Consider the following 18,605-nt stretch of genomic DNA (forward strand, 5'->3'; position numbering starts at 1 on the left):
CGAGATCCGTTCGCGCAGCTGAGTGCTCCACGTGCCGAGACACAGCGAGGGATGAGTCATGATCTTGGACGGCATTCATTGCGCGGGCCTGAATAGCTGCAAGCCCTCGTGCACCGGTGAAGAAAAATCGCGTCGGGGTCAACTCGGATCCTCGACGGACATCGCCACGTACTTGGCGGGCCTCAGGAAAGGGATTTATGACCAGAGGGCTGCAGAGATCCTTGCGTTCGCGTCGTCGTGGGCATACTCGGACGTCAGCACGTTTGCGTTTGCGATGGCTCAGCGCGGGCTCTATCACTACTGCGGGAGGTTCGTCGCGGAAAGAGAGGAACCGCCAAGAACGCCAAGAACGCCAAATTTACGGGGAATGAACCACGCGCCTGACACCGGTACGGAGGAAGGCCACTTTGAAGGTGATCAAGAGGCCAAGCCGTAGTCTTGCCGCCTTGAGGTACGACAGAAGCTGCGCAACGTGGATCGGGGCAATGCCCTCGGTGGCCTTGAGCTCGACGACGAGCTGACCATCCACCACGAGATCCAATCGAGCCTGGCCCACCAGATTCCCCTTGTAGTCCACGCCGATGGGCACTTGCCGGGCGAACGGAATGCGGCGCAAGGAAAGCTCGACGCAGAGCGCTTCCTCGTAGATAGCTTCGAGGAAGCCAGGGCCGAGAGTTCGGTGCACTTCAAGCGCGGCGCCGATCACGCAGTGGGCGAGGCGATCCAACTCCGCGTCGGGCTCGCTCCTCACTTCTTCCTTGGCGTCCTTGGTGTCTTGGCGGTTCATCTCGTGTCTATCGACACAACCCCGCCCTCAGTTGTGCACTCCGCCGCAAAAGAATGCAGTTGACCCTTTGGAGAGTGTGGGATCCCTCGACGGTGACACAGAGGGCATCGAGGGAGCCACGCGATGAGGGCGTACGCTATGGCGAGGCGGAGAGTGGTGAAGGAGTCGGCGAAGTGGCGCTCAGGCCGCGCTACGGAGCGCGTAGCCTTGCGCTTCCCCTCGGACCGAGGGGGGAAAATGCCGCACGCGTTCAGCAACAATGAACGCGTAGCAGCACAGGACGACGGACACGTGATGGTGCCATCCAGGGAACGACCGTCCTTCATAGTGGTCGAGCCCCAGCTCCCCTTTGAGCTCCTCGTAGGCGTGTTCGGTGCGCCATCGTTCCTTCAGGGTTCTGACGATCTGCTTCTTGCTCATCCGGCGAGGCAGCGTGGTCAGGGCAAACTTCGTCGGCTTCGTTTCGTCGTGCGGCCACTCGATCACGAGCCACAGGACCTCTCTGTCCTTGGGCTCGGACCCATCGTCATGGGCCGCCTTCACTCTGCGAAAGCAGAAGCGGCTGGCGAGCTTTCCGCGTGTTCCTGTGCGCCACGTCACTCGCCGGAAGGCCTGCAGCCCGAGCTCGATGCCGAGCTTCTGAACGCCGACGGCGGCGCCGCGGCGTCGTTCCTTGGCGTCGAGCAACCACACGCCCGTGGTCGCGTTGACGGCCACGGCGAAGTCAAGCCCATAGCTTCGCAGCGCGTCACGAAAACCGGACGAGGTGCCATAGGCCGCATCCGCGAGAACGATGTCTCCCGGGATCTCGTCGGCTATTGCGCGGGCGATCATGTCGAGCGCGAGATCCGGCTTGGTCTTGAACACCTGATCGGACGGAATCCTGGCCTCCTTCCGGCGCTCCTCGTCATCCAGCCACTGCTGAGGGAGGTACAGCTCAAAATCGAGAGGGACGTGCTCGGTTCTGTTTGCGGCGCAGAGGCTCACGCCAACCTGGCAGTTCGTGATCTTCCCTGCGGTGCCTGTGTACTGGCGCTGGACACCGACAGAGTGGTCCCCTTGCTTGAGGAAGCCCGTGTCATCGACGATCCAGACCGAGATCGGATCCTGTTCGTGCATGGCCCTCGTCACATAGTGCGCAGCCTCACGGCGGACATCGCGATCGCTCCACGGCGAGTCCCTCAAGAAGTGGAGAAGCCGGTCATGGGCGCGCTGCGTCTCGCGTGGCTCTCCGAACGCGCGCGCCGCGATGGGCTCGACGCTCTTTCTCTCCCCCTCGCCCAGAATGCCAAAGGCGTAAGCCGCGAACGACGCCCGCTGCTCCTTTCGTCGTAGGTGGGCGCCGATCTGGGCAAAGTAGTCATCCAACCGAGACTTCGCTGCGTTGTCCAGCGTGTATGTCATCGCGACGCCCATCTTGGGCACCCGACCGCAGATGGAAACCCCCTGTTCTAACTTTCGGAGGACAAAGTGAGAAACAAACGACACCAACCGACCAGGTGGCTGTCGCCGGCCTACTCAGGTCTCACCAACTTCCCGCAGTAGAACTATGGCTGTGATTGCGTATGCATAAGCCTCGCGAACGACACCTTGTTCGTCGACGCGTCCATTTACCTGCTTCAAAGCAAGGATTGCAAGACGACGATCCTTTGCTTTCGGGGCACGGAGCCGAGGAATGCCATCAACTGGCTCTCTGACCTGAGCGCTCGCCCTGAATCGTTCCTCTCTGCCGGAAAAGTTCACGGCGGCTTCCATCGCACCATCCGAGCGATGTGGCCCTTGCTAAGGCCGCTCCTTTGTTCTGCGTCGAAAGGGGAATCGATCTGTAAAAAATTGAAGGCCATGGATGGCCAGTGGCTGAAGCGCTGTCCAGGTACTAAGGTGAGCGGGACGCAGACCCAACTGCAGGAGCCCTCGCCGCAGGAACATCCGGAAGCGTCCTGCGATACACAGGCTGCGAACGAGCCCGAGTTCGAGCCCGCGCTCTACGTTGCGGGGCATAGCTTGGGTGGCGCCTTGGCGGTTCTCGCTGCGGTGCTCATCGACTGGGACGATGACCTCCATAAAAAGAGCAACTTCTTGCGTGGGGTCTACACGTACGGACAGCCCATGGTCGGCGATTACACGTTCTTTCGCGAGCACAGGGAAGGCGTCGGGCAAATGGTGTTCCGCCATGTTTATGGAAGAGATATCGTGCCGCGGTTGCCGCCGCTCGCGATGGGGTGCTTCTGGCACATCGGCCGGGAGTATCGCTCGTCCGACGCAGGGTGGGAGTTGCAGGTGTGGCCTGTGCCGCATGTCCTCACGCTCGGCTTGAGCAATCTCGTCGGCGTGCTGGCCTGGTTTACCCAGGACGTGCTGCCACTCCATGGATTGAAGTTGCCGCTTTCCTGGGGGCATCATTCTCCGATGAACTACATGCGCACGTCGATGATGGCTAGCCCTGGTGCGGAATTCGATCCCTCGGCGCCGGCGCCCACGCCGGAGGACGGCTGATCTGGTGATCTGCGAGCGGCAGCCGCGGGGAAGTGCTGCTCGCTGCGGAGCTGGCTGCCGCCATGGTCGCGCCGCTCCGCGGTGCCAGCGGAGCGCCCATCCAGCGGCGAGAGGTGCACGCTCGGCACGCCGCCGCAGCGATGTGATCGGGCGCCCCCGTGGAGCTCGAGCCGCGTTGGCTCGCTCGGCTCTTCCCGGCGGCCCGTGTACCGCAGATTCTATGTTGGAGCCTGTCGGCGGCGCGCATGATAGCCGAGCAGCCCGTACGCTATCCCGGCGCCTACCAGGAAAAATTTCGCCTGCGCGCACCGGCGCGCGAGCGGCGGCCAGAGCGGTTCGTCGGACCCGCGCAGGATCCTGAGCAAGGCGGCGTTCTCCGTCGCATCCAGCAGGCCGGCGAGCCACTGCCCCCACGCGAGCGGCGCGCCCAGGCCCGCCGCCGGCAGGCCGCGCGTCCTCAGCGCGTCCGCGCCCATCACACAGGCCAGCGCGAGCCCGTTGGCGTAGGCCGCCATGAAGAGATAGTCGACGCCCAGACTGAACGCAGCGCTGAGGCGCGCATCATCACCCCAGGACTCGAGGATGCGGCGGACACGCGCCCTGGTCCCCGCCAGCTCGAACGAGATGATCCCGCACGGAGCAGCCTCGGTCCGCAGGCGTTTGTCGGCGCTCAGCGCCGCCGCACCGCTCGCGACGGCGAGGCCCATGAGCGACCAGAACAGCGCTGTACGTTGTCCCTCTGGAATCGACTCGAACGGATGTCTCACGGTCGAACCCCCCGGAGCATCTAGCACGACGAGGCTCGAGCCGCTCGACGCCGCCGAGCGCTGACGCTCACGACGGGTGCTGCTCGACGACACGAGCGCGCGACGAGCGCGGACACGAGCGCGCGGACACGGGCGCGCGATGGTCGCCGCCCGAGCTCGCCGCCGGAGCCGGTGCGCACATAGAGAGCGGGCCGCCGAACGCCGCCCGCCGGATCTGCGCCAGCTCCTGGCCGGCCGCCCTGTGCGGCGCCGGCGCACGCCGCGGGCGCGCAGCGCCCTCGCGACACCGCACGAGCGCCGGAAGCCGGAAGGGGAGCGGCCTGGAGCACGCGCGCTGGTCGTCTGCGGCTCGAACTCCAGCGGCACGTACCGTGCTCACCGGCCCCGCATGAGCAGCGCAGAGACCGGCTTTCATCCTGGCGATCGCGCCGTCCTCGGTCGGCCGGGGATCGCGGCGCTCCTCCAGGGCCTGCGGGAGGAGGGATACCGCCTCATCGGTCCCACGCTCCGCGGCGGGGCCATCGTGTACGACGAGATCCAGGGCGCGGAGGAGCTCCCCGCCGGCTGGACCGAGCAGCAGGAGGCCGGCCGCTACCGGCTCGCCAGGCGCGCAGACGAGGCGCTGTTCGGCTACGCGGTGGGGCCGCGGTCGCTCAAGCACCTCCTGTTCGTCCCCCGGCTTCGCCTGGTGCAGCTCAGGCGGCGCGGCGGATCCATCTCGCGGACCGACGAGGCCGAGGCCCCTCCGCGCCTCGCCGTCCTCGGCGCGCGGGCGTGTGATCTTGCCGCGATCGACGTGCAGGACCGCGTCTTCGTCGACGGCCCGCATCCGGATCCCGACTATGCGGCGCGCCGCAGGGGCCTCTTCGTGATCGCGGTGCAGTGCGGGCAGGCCGGCGGGACGTGCTTCTGTGTGTCGATGCGTACGGGGCCGCGCGCAGAGCGCGGCTTCGACCTCGCGCTGACCGAGCTCCTCGACGATGGCCACCGTTTCTTCGTCGAGGTGGGCAGCGACGCCGGCGCTTCCTTGCTCGCTCGCGCGGGCGCGTCCAGCGCGGGTGAGGACGACGCCCGCGCAGCCTTCGAGGTCTCGCGCCGCACGGCGACCCAGATGGGCAGGAAGCTCGAGACGGACGGCATCAAGGAGCTCCTCTATCGAAACCTCGAGCACCCCCGCTGGGACGACGTGGCCGAGCGTTGCCTCGGATGCACCAACTGCACGCTCGCGTGCCCGACGTGCTTCTGCAGCACGATCGAGGACGCGACGGACCTCCCGGTCGACGCGGGTCAGGACGTCGTCAACATGGGTCGGGACTCCGCGTCCGCGGGTCCCTCCGCCGAGACGGCCGAGCGCTTCCGGCGCTGGGACTCGTGCTTCTCCCTCGACCACTCGTACCTGCACGGCGGCAGCGTCCGCGCCTCTCTCCGGGCCCGCTACAGGCAATGGCTCACGCACAAGCTGGCCACGTGGATCGATCAGTTCGGCACGTCCGGCTGCGTCGGCTGCGGCCGGTGCATCACGTGGTGCCCCGTCGGGATCGACATCACCGAAGAGGCGGCCGCCATCCGGGCCGGAGACGGCGCCGTCGCCGCCGGGAAGGGATAGGCGCCGATGAAGGCCGAGGAGCTCCTCCCCCCTCTCGGAGCCCACCCGTTCCTGGAAGGGCTCCCGGCCGCGCACCTCGCGCGCCTGGCCGAGGGCGCGTTTGCGCGGAGCTTCCCGGAGGGGGCGTTCCTCCTCCGGGAGGGAGGCGAGGCGGACACGCTCTACCTGCTCGCGCAGGGGCGCGTGACGCTCGAGATCCACCGCCCCGGTCGCGACCCGGTGCAGGTCGAGAGCCTGGCGGGCGGGGACATCCTGGGCCTGCACTGGCTCTTCCCGCCGCGGCGATGGGTGCTCGACGCGCGGGCGGCCACGCCGGTCCGCTCGATCGGGCTCGACGCAGCGCACCTGCGCGCGTGCTCGGACGCCGATCCCGCGCTCGGGTACGCCGTGTCCCTGCGCCTCCTGCGGCAGCTCTACGCGCGGCTGGAGCGCGTGCGGCTGCAGCGGCTCGACGTCTACAGGGCCGAGCCATGACCTTCGTGCCGCGAGACGTCCCCCTGCCCTTCGCGCCGGACGCCGCGATGCCAAGCCCCTGGGCGCCGGAGCCGGCGCGCGTGCGGCGCGTCCACCGCGAGACGGAGACGACCTTCACGGCGACGATCGACCTGCCGGGCCGCCCGGGCGGCCTCGTCTTCGCGCCCGGCCAGTTCAACATGCTCTACGCCTTCGGGGTCGGCGAGGTCGCGATCTCGATCAGCGGGGATCCCGCGCGGCCCGATCGGCTCCTGCACACGATCCGCGAGGCGGGCTCGGTCACGCGCGCGCTCGGGCGCCTCCGCTCGGGCATGGCGCTCGGGCTGCGCGGCCCGTTCGGGAGCCCGTGGCCCGTCGAGGAGGCGCGCGGCGCGGACGTGCTGCTCCTCGCCGGCGGGCTCGGGATGGCGCCGCTGCGGCCGGCGCTCTGCCACATCCTCCGGCACCGGGCCGCCTATGGCCACGTCGCGCTGCTCTACGGCGCCCGCGGGCCCGAGGACCTGCTCTACCGCAGGGAGCTCGATCGCTGGAGCCGTCGCGCCGACCTGCAGGTGCTCGTGACCGTGGACCGCGCAGGGCCCGGGTGGCGCGGGTACGTCGGGGTCGTGCCGGCCCTCCTGCGCCTCGCCGACTTCGAGCCGGGCCGCGCGGTCGCGTTCGTCTGCGGGCCGGAGGTGATGATGCGCTTCACGGCGCGCGAGCTCGAGCGCCGCGGCGTCCCCGGCGAGCGCGTCCACGCCTCGCTGGAGCGGAACATGAAGTGCGCGGTGGGCTTCTGCGGCCGCTGCCAGCTCGGGCCGAGCTTCGTCTGCAAGGACGGCCCCGTGCTCCGCTACGACCGCGTGGGGCCGCTGCTCGCGGTCCGGGAGCTGTGAGCGCCATGGCGCGCCGCGCGAAGCCGAAGCTCGCCGTGTGGAAGTTCGCCTCGTGCGACGGCTGTCAGCTCAGCGTCCTCGACCTCGAGGACGAGCTCCTGTCGCTCGCCGCCGCGATCGACATCGCCTACTTCAAGGAGGCGACGCGCCTCGAGCGCGCGGGGCCGTTCGACCTGTCGCTGGTCGAGGGGTCGATCACGACGCCCGCCGACGCCGAGCGGATCCGCGAGGTCCGGCGGCTGTCGAAGGCGCTCGTCACGATCGGCGCCTGCGCCACGGCCGGGGGCATCCAGGCGCTGCGCAACTTCGCGAATGTACGTGAGTTTTTGTCGGTCGTGTACGCCTCGCCCGCGTACATCGAGACCCTCGCCACCTCCACGGCGATCGCCGACCACGTCCCCGTCGACTTCGAGCTGCGGGGCTGCCCGGTGAACAAGCGCCAGCTCCTGGAGGTGATCAGCGCCTTTCTCCACGGGCGCCGGCCCAATGTCGCGAGCCACAGCGTCTGCGTCGAGTGCAAGAGCCGCGGCAACGTGTGCGTGATGGTGACCGGGACGCCTTGCCTCGGGCCGGTGACGCACGCTGGCTGCGGGGCGCTCTGCCCGACCTACCAGCGCGGCTGCTACGGCTGCTTCGGGCCCATGGAGGCGCCGAACATGGAGTCGCTCTCGCGCGCATTCCAGGCGGCGGGCGTGCCGGAGCGCGACCTCGTGCGGCTCCACCGCACCTTCAACGCGAACGCCCCGGCGTTCCGCGCGGAGAGCGAGCGGCATGAGCGCTGAAACGCGCACCATCGCGGTCGACTACCTCGCCCGCGTCGAGGGCGAGGGCTCGCTGACGCTCGTGATCGAGGACGGGCGGGCGAAGGAGGCGCGCCTGTCGATCTTCGAGCCGCCGCGGTTCTTCGAGGCGTTCCTCCGCGGCCGGGGCTTCGCGGAGGCGCCCGACATCACGTCCCGCATCTGCGGCATCTGTCCGGTCGCGTACATCACGAGCGCGTGCCGCGCGATGGAGGACGCGCTCGGCATCGAGCTCGGCCCGGAGCTCCGCGCGCTCAGGCGCCTCCTCTACTGCGGCGAGTGGATCGAGAGCCACGCCCTGCACGTCTTCCTGCTGCACGCGCCCGACTTCCTCGGCTACCCGGACGCGGTCGCCATGGCGCGCGACCACCGCGACTGGGTCGCGAAGGGCCTCGCCATCAAGAAGGCGGGGAACGCGATCGTCGCGCTCCTCGGGGGCCGCGAGATCCACCCGGTCAACACCCGCGTCGGCGGCTTCTACAGCGCGCCGTCCCGCGCGGACCTCGAGGGCCTGCTCCCCGAGCTGCGCGCCGGGAGTGAGCGCACGCGCGCGTGCCTCTCCTGGATGGCGACGCTGCCGTGCCCGGAGCTCGAGCGGCCCTACGAGTTCGTCGCGCTCCGCAGCGACGACGTGTACGCGATCGCCGAGGGGCGCCTCGTCTCCTCGGGCGGGCTCGACATCGAGGTGCGCGACTACGACGCCCATTTCGTCGAGGAGCACGTCTCCTGGTCGACCGCGTTGAGGTCGAGGATCCGGGGTTCGGGGCGCAGGGCGCCGTCAGGCGACCCGGAGCCCCGAGCGTTGGACCGGGGTTCGGGGCGCAGGGCGCCGTCAGGCGACCCGGAGCCCCGAGCGTTGGACCGGGGTTCGGGGCGCAGGGCGCCGTCAGGCGACCCGGAGCCCCGGACGTCCGAACACAGCGGCAGCTACCTGTGCGGCCCGCTCGCGCGCTTCAACCTGAGCTTCGATCGCCTGCTCCCCGAGGTCCAGGACGCGGCGCGCGCGGCCGGCCTCGCCGTCCCGTGCCGCAACCCGTTCCGGAGCCTGCTTGTGCGCCTCGTGGAGATCCTTCAGGCGTTCGAGGAGTCGATCCGGATCATCGCGGCGTACGCGCCCCCGCCTTCGCCGTTCGTCGCGCCCCCCGCGGTCCGCGCGGGCACGGGCCACGGCGGCTCCGAGGCGCCGCGCGGCTTCCTGTACCACCGCTACACGCTCGACGCCGAGGGGACGATCCTGGACGCCAAGATCGTCCCGCCCACGTCGCAGAACCAGCTCTCGATCGAGGAGGACCTCTGCGCGCTGTCGCCGTCCCTGGCGTCGCTGCCGCTCCGCGAGGCGACCGCGCGCGCCGAGCAGGCCGTGCGCAACCACGACCCCTGCATCTCCTGCGCGACGCACTTCCTCACCCTGCGCGTCGAGGAGGCGCCGCGATGACCGCGCGGATCATCGGCCTCGGGCAACGCGCCGCCGGGGACGACGCTGCCGGGCTCGCCGTGATCGAGGCGCTGCGCCGCCGGGGTCTGCCGGGCGACACGGAGGTCGTCGAGGCGAGGGACGCGACCGCGCTCGTCTCGCTCCTCCAGACGCCCTCGGCGGTCGTGGTCGTCGACGCCGTGCTCGCGTCGCCGCCCGGGGAGGTGCTCGATCTCTCGCCCTCGGACCTCGCCGCCGGTGCGCCCGTCCCGGTCTCGACGCACGGCCTCGGCGTCGGGCAGGCCATCGAGCTCGCTCGCATCACGGCGCCGGATCGGCTCTCACCCGACATCCGCATCGTCGGCGTGAGCATCGGCGGGCCGTGTCAGCGGGGTTCGGGGCGCAGGGCGCCGTCAGGCGACCCGGAGCCCCGAGCGTTGGACCGGGGTTCGGGGCGCAGGGCGCCGTCAGGCGACCCGGAGCCCCGAGCGTTCGACGAGCGCGGCCTGTCGCCCGACGTGGCCGCGGCGGTCCCCCGGGCTGTCGCCCGCGTCCTCTCGTTCGTCGGAGGGTGAGCCCGTGCACGAGTCGTCCATCGCTCGACAGCTGCTCTCCGCCGCGCTGGACCGCGCCGCGGCCGAGGGGGCGACGCGGGTCGTCTCGGTGCGCGGCTGGGTGGCCGAGGCCGAGGCGCTCTCGCCCGAGAGCCTCTCGCTCCACTTCGCGGCGCACGCGCGCGGCACGCCGGCCGAGGGGGCGCGCCTCGATCTGCGGCTCCACCGCGTCGAGGCGCGCTGCCTCTCCTGCGGCGGCACGTACGCGCCCGACCATCACGTGCTGCTTTGCCCGCGCTGCGGCGGCGACCAGGCGACGCTCCTCGGGCGCCTGGGGCTCGGCCTGGATGCCATGGAGGTGGAGTAGCCGTGCCGCGCCTCGCGCTCCGCGTGTACGGCATCGTCCAGGGGGTGGGCTTCCGGCCGCTCGTCTACCGGTGCGCCTCCGCGCTCGGCCTGGGCGGCTGGGTGCGGAACCGCCCCGGCGGGGTCGAGATCGAGGTGCAGGGGCCGGAGCGCAGCCTGCACGCCTTCCTCGCCGGCCTGACCCGCGAGCCCAGCGCGCCCGCGCGCGTCGAGCGCATCGAGCTCGAGCGGCGGGCCGAGGAGGACGCCGGCCCGTTCCAGATCCTCGGCAGCGAGGCGGAGAGCGGTGCGCGCCCGTCGGTGCCCGCGGATCTCGCCGTCTGCGAGCAGTGCGCCCGCGACGTGGACAGCGAGACCGGCCGCCGCCGCCGCTACCCCTTCACGAGCTGCGCCCAGTGCGGTCCCCGCTACACCATCCTCTCGGGGCTCCCGTACGACCGGGCCAGGACCACGATGGATCGCTTCCCGATGTGCCCCGCGTGCGCCGCGGAGTACGCGGATCCCGCGGACCGGCGCTTCCATGCGGAGCCCATCGCCTGCCCGGCATGCGGCCCGCGCGTCGAGCTCGTCGCCGCAGCGGGAGACCCGATGGAGCCCGGCCTTCGGGGCTCCGGGTCGCCCGAGGGCGCTCTCCGCGAGGCCGCGGCCGCGGTGCTGGCGGGGAAGGTGGTCGCCGTGAAGGGGCTCGGTGGTTTCCATCTGCTGGTCGACGCGACGTCGCCGGACGCGGTCGCGCTCCTGCGCCGGCGGAAGCGCCGCGACGCCAAGCCGTTCGCGGTGATGTTCGGCTCGCTCGACGCCGTGCGCGGCGCCTGCAGCGTGTCTCCCGAGGAGGCGGGCGCGCTGACCGGCCCCGAGGCGCCGATCGTGCTGCTGCGGCGCCTCTCCCCCGCCGCCGCGCGGGTCGCCCTCGCCGACGCGGTCGCGCCGGGCATGCCGCGCCTGGGCGCGCTGCTCCCCTACACCCCGCTCCACCGGCTGGTGCTGGAGCTCGTCGGCCGGCCCGTGGTCTGCACGAGCGGCAACCTCTCGGACGAGCCCATCTGCACCGACACATCGGACGCGCTGGAGCGCCTGGGCTGCGTCGCCGACCTGTTCCTCGTGCACGACCGGCCGATCGTGCGCCCGCTCGACGACTCCGTGGCCCGCGTCGGGCCGGCTGGCGTCGAGCTCCTCCGCCGCGCGCGCGGCTTCACCCCGCTGTCTCTCCCGCTGCGGGTCGCTGCCCCGCCGATCCTCGCCCTCGGCGGCCACCTGAAGAGCACGACGGCGCTCTTCTTCGAGGGCCAGGTGGTCGTCAGCCAGCACCTCGGCGACGCGCACACCGCGGAGGGCGCCGCGCTCATCGAGCGCACGGCCCTCGACCTCTTGCGCCTGTTCCGGGTGCGGCCGGAGCGCGTCGCCTGTGATCTCCACCCCGACTACGCGGGGAGCCGCATCGCCGAGCAGCTCGCGGCGGCCTTCCGCGCGCCGCTCGTCCGGGTGCAGCACCACCACGCGCACGTCGCCGCCTGCGTGGCCGAGCACGGCCTCGACGGACCTGTCCTCGGACTCGCGTGGGACGGCGCCGGCTACGGGCTCGACGGCGCCCTCTGGGGCGGCGAGGCGCTGATCGTGGACGGGGCGTCTTTCCGCCGCGCGGCGCACCTCCGCTCCTTCCCGCTGCCAGGCGGCGAGCGCGCCATGAGGGAGCCGCGCCGCTCCGCGCTCGGGCTGCTCTGGGAGCTCCTCGGCGAGGGCGCCCGGGACCACGCGCGCGCCTGGTTCCGCGAGGCCGAGCTCGGCCCGCTGTTCTCCATGCTGTCGCGCGGGACGGGCTCGCCGCGCACGACGAGCGTGGGGCGCCTCTTCGACGGGGTGGCGGCGCTCGCGGGCCTGCGCGGGGCGGCGAGCTTCGAGGGACAGGCCGCCATGGAGCTGGAGTGCCTGGCCGAGGCGGCCGGTGAGCAGGCGGGCTATCCGCTGCCGCTGCGCGCAAGCGCGCCGGGGGCGCCGGCGGTGATCGACTTCGGACCGCTGATCGATGCGGTGCTCGGCGATCGGCGTGACGGTGTGCCGCCGGGCGTCATCGCGGCCCGCTTTCACGCGGCGCTCGCGGACGTCGCCGAGGCGCTCGCCGCCGCGAGCGGCCTCGGGCGCGTCGTGCTCGCGGGCGGGTGCTTCCAGAACGCGCTCCTCGCCGCGTCGATCCGCGAGCGCCTCGCCGCGCGGGGCGTCGAGGTCTTCACGCCGAGGCTCTACCCGCCGGGCGACGGCGGCCTGTCGCTCGGCCAGGTCCTCGTGGCCGCGCGGCGCGGCACAGACGTGGAATCGAACGTGGTGGAGATGTGACGATGTGCCTCGGCGTCCCCGGCAGGGTCCTCGGCGTCACGGGCGGCGACCTCCGGCTCGGCCGCGTCGCCTTCGGCGGGATCGTCAAGGAGATCTGCCTCGCCTACGTGCCGGAGGCGGAGGCCGGCGACTACGTGATCGTGCACGCGGGCTTCGCGATCAGCCGCATCGACGAGGCGTCGGCGCGACGGACGCTCTCCTACCTCGACGAGCTCGGCGCGGCGCGCGAGGGGGAGGAGCCGCGATGAGGTTCATCGACGAGTACCGCGACGCGCAGCGCGTCGGGCCGTACGTGGAGGCGATCCGGCGGGTGGTCTCTCGCCCCTGGTCGATCATGGAGGTCTGCGGCGGTCAGACGCACGCCATCGTCCGCTTCGGCCTGGACGAGCTCTTGCCCCCGGAGATCTCGCTCCTGCACGGCCCTGGCTGCCCGGTGTGCGTCACGCCGGTCGAGCTCATCGATCGCGCGCTCGAGATCGCCTCGCGCCGTGAGGTCACGTTCTGCTCGTTCGGCGACATGCTGCGCGTCCCCGGCTCCAGCGACGACCTGTTCGCGGTGAAGTCGAGGGGCGGCGACGTGCGCGTCGTCTACTCGCCGCTCGACGCGCTCGCGCTCGCCGAGCGCCTGCCGGATCGCGAGGTCGTCTTCTTCGCGGTCGGCTTCGAGACCACGGCGCCCGCGAACGCCATGGCGGTGTTCGAGGCGCGGCGCCGCGGCATCCGGAACTTCTCCCTCCTCGTGTCGCACGTGCTCGTCCCGCCCGCGATGGAGGTGATCCTCCGGGCGCCGGATCGGCGCGTCGACGGGTTCCTCGCCGCGGGCCACGTGTGCACGGTGATGGGCATCGACGCCTACCGTCCGCTCGCCGCCGAGCACCGCGTCCCCATCGTGGTCACGGGCTTCGAGCCGCTGGACATCCTCCAGGGCATCTTCATGTGCGTCCGGCAGCTCGAGGAGGGCCGCGCCGACGTGGAGAACCAGTACGCCCGCTCGGTGCGCGAGGCCGGCAACGAGGCCGCGCAGCGCATGATCCGGGAGGTCTTCGAGATCGTGCCCCGGACCTGGCGAGGCATCGGTCCCATCGCCGGGAGCGGGCTCGGGCTCCGGGCGCCGTACGCGGACCACGACGCAGAGCGGCGGTGGGCGCCGGCAGGCGACCCGGAGCCCCGGGCATCGACCACCTGCAAGAGCGGCCTCGTGCTCCAGGGGGTGATCAAGCCGCCGGACTGCCCCGCGTTCGGTGTGCGCTGCACGCCGGAGACTCCGCTGGGCGCCACGATGGTCTCCTCGGAAGGCGCGTGTGCGGCCTACTACCGTTACCGGAGGGCGGACCCGCCGCGCGGTTCGAGATGAGCTGCCCCGCGCCGCTGCGCCAGAGGACGGTCCAGCTCGCTCACGGCGGCGGCGGGCGGCTCATGCGTGAGCTCATCGAGCACGTCTTCCTGCCCGCGTTCGACAGCGCTCCACTCTCGACACGCCATGACGGCGCCGTGGTGCGGCTCGGCGGCGCGTCCCTCGCGTTCACCACGGACACCTATGTCGTGCATCCGCGCTTCTTCCCCGGAGGCGACATCGGCACGCTGTCCGTCTATGGCACGGTGAACGACCTGGCCATGACGGGCGCCCGGCCCGCTTACCTGAGCGCCGGCTTCATCGTGGAAGAGGGGCTGTCCATCGGCGAGCTCCAGCAGATCGCGCTGTCGATGCGCGCCGCTGCGGACGCGTGCGGGGTCGAGCTCGTGACGGGCGACACCAAGGTGGTCGACCGGGGCAAGGGAGATGGGCTGTTCATCAACACCGCCGGCATCGGCGTGGTGCCCGAGGGCGTGGTCATCGCGCCGCGCCGGGTCCGGCCGGATGATGCCGTGCTCGTGTCCGGCGACGTGGGGCGGCACGGGATCGCGGTGCTGTCCGTGCGTGAGGCGCTGGCGTTCGAGGAGCCCGTGGAGAGCGATTGCGCGCCTGTCGCCGAGCTCGCTGCGGCGCTGATCGAGTCGGGCATCGACGTCCACTGCCTGCGGGATCCGACCCGCGGCGGGCTCGCGGCCGTATTGAACGAGATCGCGCTCGACGCGGGCGTCCACGTCGAGGTGGAGGAAGCGCAGATCCCCGTGGAACCTGCGGTCCTCGGGGCGTGCGAGCTGCTCGGGCTCGACCCGCTGTACGTGGCGTGCGAGGGCCGGCTCGTCGCGTTCCTGCCGGAGGACCAGGCGGAGCGCGCCCTGGCGAGCCTGCGCGACCACCCCCTTGGCCGGGGGGCCGCGCGCATCGGTCGGATCGTCGGAGAGGGGAAAGGGAGCGTCGTCCTGAGGACCCGGCTCGGGACCCGGCGCACGCTCGATCTGCTCTCCGGCGAGCAGCTCCCGCGCATCTGCTGAGGCCGCGAATCGAGGCGCACGAAGCCTTCGTGTCGGGCGAGCCATGCACGGATCGGGATCGAGCGTCACGCGCGCCCAGGCGTCATGGTCCTCCCATTTCGACGAGGAGAATCGGCGGGTCGGGGGCGTGCATTCGCTGGCCGCCGGAAAAAAAAGACGCCAGGAAAACAACAAATCTTGGTGTCTCGACTTCTCGCTGTTTGCGTGCGGCTTCAACCCGTTTGTCGCTCTAATCGGCGAGCTGCCTGGCCCACGCGATGTAGACATCGTAGCGCGGGGGATACGCGACCGTGGGCGGCTGGGCGGCGCGGCGCTCGAAGAGCTCCAGGGCGCGTGCGGCGAGGCCACGGCTGATCTCCGCCGCCTCCGACGCGGTGACGGCCGGCGGACCGGGCTCGTTCTTCAGGCGCCGCTCCGCGAAGGGGTGCGCGCCGTCGGCGACCTGGCGGAACACCTTGGCGACCTTCCACGAGGTGATGGCGCAGAGGTCGTCCACGTGGCTGTCCGCCCGCACCCAGGGCGAGCGCAGGTGCCCCGAGCCGTCGGCGATGGCGCGCAGGCGCAGCAGCGTGCGCCCGGCCTCGGCCGGCTCGTTCGAGGCGAGCAGCGCCTCGTAGCGCAGCGGCAAGAGGCCTGGGATCGCCGCGCCGTACGCCAGCAGGAGGTCGAGCATCGGCAGCGCCTCCGGGTAGGCAGCGCGCGAGACCAGGCGCGTGACCCAGCGCTCGATCACGCCCATGGCGCCCTCGCGCCAGAGCCCCACGCCCTGGCGACACACGGGCAACACGTGTTGCACGAGCAAGCGATGAATGCCGAGCACCTTCGTCGGGTTCTCCCGCATGGCATCGCGCAACCAGTAGAGCGCCTCCAGGCGCTCGAGGGGGCTGGCGCTGCCCAGGAATTCCAGCGGTATCTTCACGAGCTCCACGGTCGAGAGAGCGCTCTTCCCCGCGAAGGCCGCCTTCTGCGCGGCCGGGATCGCGCCGCGGGCGAACGGGTGCTCGCCGTGGATCGACTCGGCGAAGGAGGCGGAGCATCGACACGCGAGGGCCTCGAGCGCATCCGGCAGGGACGCCTCGAGCGTGCGCAGCGCCGACGCCACGGCGTCCGCCTCGAGCAGGCGCTGCATGGGTGCCCACACCGCGCCGTCGAAGTCGGAGAGCGTGGGCAGCAGGATCTCGAGCGCTCGCGCGCGCTCGTCCGGCAGGGCCTGCACCCAGAGCCGGCCGCACAGGCGCTTCCACTCGGACGCGTGCTCCTCGAGCACGCCGCGGCTCGTGGTCAGACGGATCCTCGGCCCGTCGAGGCTCACCTCGTACGGAGGCGCCGCGTCGCCGGGCGCGAAGCTCGCGCCGAACGCGGAGATCAGGCTGTGGACGGCATCGACCGGCGACGGCGCGGGGGACATCGGCCCGGTGTATATCCGCGGCCGCCGCGGGTCGCCAGCGTGGCCCTTCCCCTCTTGCCCTCCGTGCGGTAAGGCTGTTTGAGGGACGCTGGGAGTGTAGCCGGATGCTTGAGATGAAGAGAACCACCCAGACGCGACCGAACTTCTGCTCCTTTCTCGTCGTCGCCGCCACCCTCGCTGCGGGGGCGGGATGCACCGCTGCTGACCGGCGTTTCTCGGACAGCGGCGCGGGTGGCGGAACGGGCGGCGGTCCGAGCGATGCGCAGGGCGGCGGGGGCGCCGGCGCGTCCGGCGGTGGGGGCGAGGGCGGCGGGACCGCGTCCGGCGGTGGGGGCGAGGGCGGCGGGGGCGCGTCCGGCGGTGGGGGCGGAGGCGGCGGGGGTGATCCTGGATGCCAGATCCCGCCGGACAGCCCCACGCTCGCCGACGCCATCATGGTGGCCGCGGGCGGCAGCCATACGTGCGCGATCCGGCATGACGGCTCTCTCGCCTGCTGGGGGGACAACTCGTTCGGCCAGCTGGGTGTTCCGCAGGCGATGGCGGTCTCCTCGAGCACGCCGGTGAGAGTGCATTTTCCCGCGTCGCTCGGCGCGGCGACGATCACGCAGATCGCGCTGACCGAGCAGGCGACCTTCGCCATCGACAGCCAGCTCCGACTCTGGGCCTGGGGAAACAACGAGACCGGCATCCTCGGGAATGGCTCCAAGGACGCGATGGCCCACGACGTGCCCGCGATCGTCAATGACGGTGCGGCCCCGTTGCTCGTGCGCAAGATCGCGCCGGAGTGGTACTCGGCGTGCGCGCTCACCTCGACCAGCAGCATCTACTGCTGGGGGTCCAACCTGTTCTCGAGCCTCGGGCCGGAGGCGACCGGCGAGGAGAGCCTCGTCCCGGTGAAGGCGTTCAACTTCACCGCGACGGCCGGTCCGAGGGCCATCCTCGCGCGGGGCATCGGCTCGATAGGCACCTGCTTCTCGACCGGGGCCGCGGAGGAGGGGCTGCGTTGCTGGGGCGCGATGGGCGGCGGATACATCCTCACGAACACCGCCACCAGCTCCGAGGGCGGCGTGAACTACAGCGCGCACATGCCGCTGATCGCGGCGGGAGCGAAGCTGCCCTTCTCCGAGATCTCCTATGGCACGAACTTCGGCTGTGCGCGCGATGACGTGGGAGGCCTCTTCTGCTGGGGGACGAACAACAGCTCAGGTCAGCACGGCACCGAGGCTCCCCCGGCCGGGACGGCGGCCGCGATCCCGGGTGTCTGGGGTCCGATGTCCACCGGCTACGTCTTCGTCTGCGCGATCGACGACCAGCGGCAGCTCCGCTGCCGTGGCAGCAACGAGCAAGGGCAGCTCGGTCGCAGCACGCCGACCAGGGCCGATCCTATGCGAATGGACCCCGTCGTCCTCGGCGACGGCACCGCGCTCGCCAAGGTCGTCGCGGTGAGCGCCGGCTTCTTCCACACCTGCGCGATCGTCGAGGGGGCGTGCGGCCCCACCGGCCCTGGCCAGGTCCTGTGCTGGGGCAGAGGCACCCTGGGTCAGCTCGGCGACGGCGCCGGGGCGAGCTCCACGGTCCCCGTCGAGGTGAAGGCGCCCTGACGCCACCTGTCCGTGCCGCTACCCAAGGAGCGGCCGGAACACGTCGGGCAGGACGCCTCGATCCGCGGCGCGCCGGAGCGCGTCGCGGCACGCGGCGCACCCCGGCGCGTGCTCGCGGTAGCTCGGCGTGAGGCCGTCCGTGCGGAAGATGCCGGCAGCCGCGGCCTCCGTGTCCGGGTGCACGTGGAGCTGGACCGGCACGCCGAGCGCAACCAGCGGCGCGCCGTCGCTCCGCAGCACGTAAAGCGAGTAAGGCGTGTCATCGCCCGTGCGCCACCCGTCGATGGAGAAGAGATACGGTGCCTCGCCCGCGGCGTCGGCGTGCCGGCGAAGAAAGCCCACGTCGCCCGCATACGAGACGAGCTCGTCGAGGTCGGTCGCCACCGAGACGGGGATCGGGTGCTCCAGCCATCGCTCGAGCGCGAGCCACACGGCCCCGAGGACCGCCGGGTCGGCTGCGGCGTGCTCGTCCACAACGAACGCGCGGTCCACGGCGCTCGCCTCCGAGGGACCGCGCACGCCGTAGACCGAGGCCAGCGCCGAGAGCGCGATCTCGGCGTCGAGCGGCGCGCCGCCTCGCTCCTTGTCGCACGCCGCCGCGAACGCCGCGGCGTCGATCTGGGTCGCGAGGCCCGCGCGTCGCAGGCTCGTGAGCGCTTCCTCGGGGCGGAGGGGGGTCGTCATGCGCTCACGTCCTCCGTCCAGCGCCGCCGCGGGATCGCGGCGCATCCGCAGGGCACCATCGTC

Annotated in this window: 18 protein-coding genes; 13 read left to right on the forward strand and 5 right to left on the reverse strand. The window is 71.5% G+C overall.

Annotation, left to right across the window (positions count from 1 at the left end):
- Positions 1–358: 358 nt before the first annotated feature.
- Positions 359–787: a GxxExxY protein gene (locus tag WMF45_RS25860; protein ID WP_437707092.1), complete on the reverse strand. Its 429-nt coding sequence runs from the start codon at positions 785–787 to the stop codon at positions 359–361.
- Positions 788–967: 180 nt separating this feature from the next.
- A complete protein-coding gene (locus WMF45_RS25865; protein ID WP_437707094.1) occupies positions 968–2,203 on the reverse strand; it encodes an IS701 family transposase in 1,236 nt (411 codons plus the stop codon).
- A gap of 174 nt (positions 2,204–2,377) precedes the next feature.
- On the opposite strand from WMF45_RS25865, the gene WMF45_RS25870 reads away from it, so the two are divergent.
- Complete coding sequence (locus tag WMF45_RS25870; RefSeq protein ID WP_437707096.1) at positions 2,378–3,283, forward strand: lipase family protein; 906 nt, start codon at positions 2,378–2,380, stop codon at positions 3,281–3,283.
- Between the two features lie 218 nt (positions 3,284–3,501).
- Here the strand turns inward: WMF45_RS25870 and WMF45_RS25875 are convergent, their stop codons facing one another.
- A complete protein-coding gene (locus WMF45_RS25875; protein ID WP_437707098.1) occupies positions 3,502–3,990 on the reverse strand; it encodes a hypothetical protein in 489 nt (162 codons plus the stop codon).
- 448 nt (positions 3,991–4,438) lie between these two features.
- Here WMF45_RS25875 and WMF45_RS25880 point away from each other — a divergent pair, with 448 nt between their 5' ends.
- From WMF45_RS25880 to hypE, 11 genes are read left to right on the forward strand one after another with little or no spacing between them, the layout of a single operon-like run.
- Positions 4,439–5,656: a 4Fe-4S dicluster domain-containing protein gene (locus WMF45_RS25880; RefSeq protein WP_437707100.1), complete on the forward strand. Its 1,218-nt coding sequence runs from the start codon at positions 4,439–4,441 to the stop codon at positions 5,654–5,656.
- Between the two features lie 6 nt (positions 5,657–5,662).
- On the forward strand, positions 5,663–6,130 hold the full coding sequence (locus WMF45_RS25885; protein WP_437707102.1) for a cyclic nucleotide-binding domain-containing protein: 468 nt from the start codon (positions 5,663–5,665) through the stop codon (positions 6,128–6,130).
- Complete coding sequence (locus WMF45_RS25890) at positions 6,127–7,005, forward strand: FAD/NAD(P)-binding protein (RefSeq protein ID WP_437707104.1); 879 nt, start codon at positions 6,127–6,129, stop codon at positions 7,003–7,005. The genes WMF45_RS25885 and WMF45_RS25890 overlap by 4 nt, the downstream gene beginning before the upstream one ends.
- 5 nt (positions 7,006–7,010) lie before the next feature.
- Positions 7,011–7,787, forward strand: coding sequence for an oxidoreductase (locus WMF45_RS25895; RefSeq protein WP_437707106.1), 777 nt, complete (start codon positions 7,011–7,013; stop codon positions 7,785–7,787).
- Positions 7,777–9,240: a Ni/Fe hydrogenase subunit alpha gene (locus WMF45_RS25900; protein ID WP_437707108.1), complete on the forward strand. Its 1,464-nt coding sequence runs from the start codon at positions 7,777–7,779 to the stop codon at positions 9,238–9,240. The genes WMF45_RS25895 and WMF45_RS25900 overlap by 11 nt, the downstream gene beginning before the upstream one ends.
- A complete protein-coding gene (locus WMF45_RS25905; RefSeq protein WP_437707110.1) occupies positions 9,237–9,794 on the forward strand; it encodes a hydrogenase maturation protease in 558 nt (185 codons plus the stop codon). Before WMF45_RS25900 ends, WMF45_RS25905 begins: the two co-directional genes overlap by 4 nt.
- Before the next feature lie 4 nt (positions 9,795–9,798).
- Complete coding sequence (locus WMF45_RS25910; protein ID WP_437329410.1) at positions 9,799–10,140, forward strand: hydrogenase maturation nickel metallochaperone HypA; 342 nt, start codon at positions 9,799–9,801, stop codon at positions 10,138–10,140.
- Positions 10,141–10,142: 2 nt separating this feature from the next.
- A complete protein-coding gene (gene hypF / locus WMF45_RS25915; protein ID WP_437707112.1) occupies positions 10,143–12,470 on the forward strand; it encodes a carbamoyltransferase HypF in 2,328 nt (775 codons plus the stop codon).
- 2 nt (positions 12,471–12,472) lie between these two features.
- On the forward strand, positions 12,473–12,718 hold the full coding sequence (locus WMF45_RS25920; RefSeq protein WP_437707114.1) for a HypC/HybG/HupF family hydrogenase formation chaperone: 246 nt from the start codon (positions 12,473–12,475) through the stop codon (positions 12,716–12,718).
- Positions 12,715–13,824 carry a hydrogenase formation protein HypD gene (gene hypD / locus WMF45_RS25925; RefSeq protein WP_437707115.1) on the forward strand — a complete coding sequence of 370 codons (1,110 nt, stop codon included), beginning with the start codon at positions 12,715–12,717 and terminating at the stop codon, positions 13,822–13,824. Before WMF45_RS25920 ends, hypD begins: the two co-directional genes overlap by 4 nt.
- The gene (hypE, locus tag WMF45_RS25930; protein WP_437707117.1) at positions 13,821–14,849 is read left to right on the forward strand and encodes a hydrogenase expression/formation protein HypE; all 1,029 of its coding nucleotides are present in this window, start codon (positions 13,821–13,823) and stop codon (positions 14,847–14,849) included. Before hypD ends, hypE begins: the two co-directional genes overlap by 4 nt.
- Positions 14,850–15,078: 229 nt before the next feature.
- On the opposite strand, the gene WMF45_RS25935 is transcribed toward hypE, so the two are convergent.
- The gene (locus WMF45_RS25935; protein ID WP_437707118.1) at positions 15,079–16,257 is read right to left on the reverse strand and encodes a hypothetical protein; all 1,179 of its coding nucleotides are present in this window, start codon (positions 16,255–16,257) and stop codon (positions 15,079–15,081) included.
- Positions 16,258–16,370: 113 nt separating this feature from the next.
- Between WMF45_RS25935 and WMF45_RS25940 the strand changes: the two genes are divergently transcribed.
- Positions 16,371–17,858 (forward strand): RCC1 domain-containing protein, encoded by a 1,488-nt coding sequence (locus tag WMF45_RS25940; RefSeq protein ID WP_437707120.1) that lies wholly within the window; start codon positions 16,371–16,373, stop codon positions 17,856–17,858.
- 18 nt (positions 17,859–17,876) lie between these two features.
- On the opposite strand, the gene WMF45_RS25945 is transcribed toward WMF45_RS25940, so the two are convergent.
- A complete protein-coding gene (locus tag WMF45_RS25945; protein WP_437707122.1) occupies positions 17,877–18,542 on the reverse strand; it encodes a hypothetical protein in 666 nt (221 codons plus the stop codon).
- Between the last annotated feature and the right edge of the window lie 63 nt (positions 18,543–18,605).

The sequence above is a fragment of the Sorangium sp. So ce448 genome (assembly GCF_051520915.1).
Taxonomy (GTDB): domain Bacteria; phylum Myxococcota_A; class Polyangia; order Polyangiales; family Polyangiaceae; genus Sorangium; species Sorangium cellulosum_B.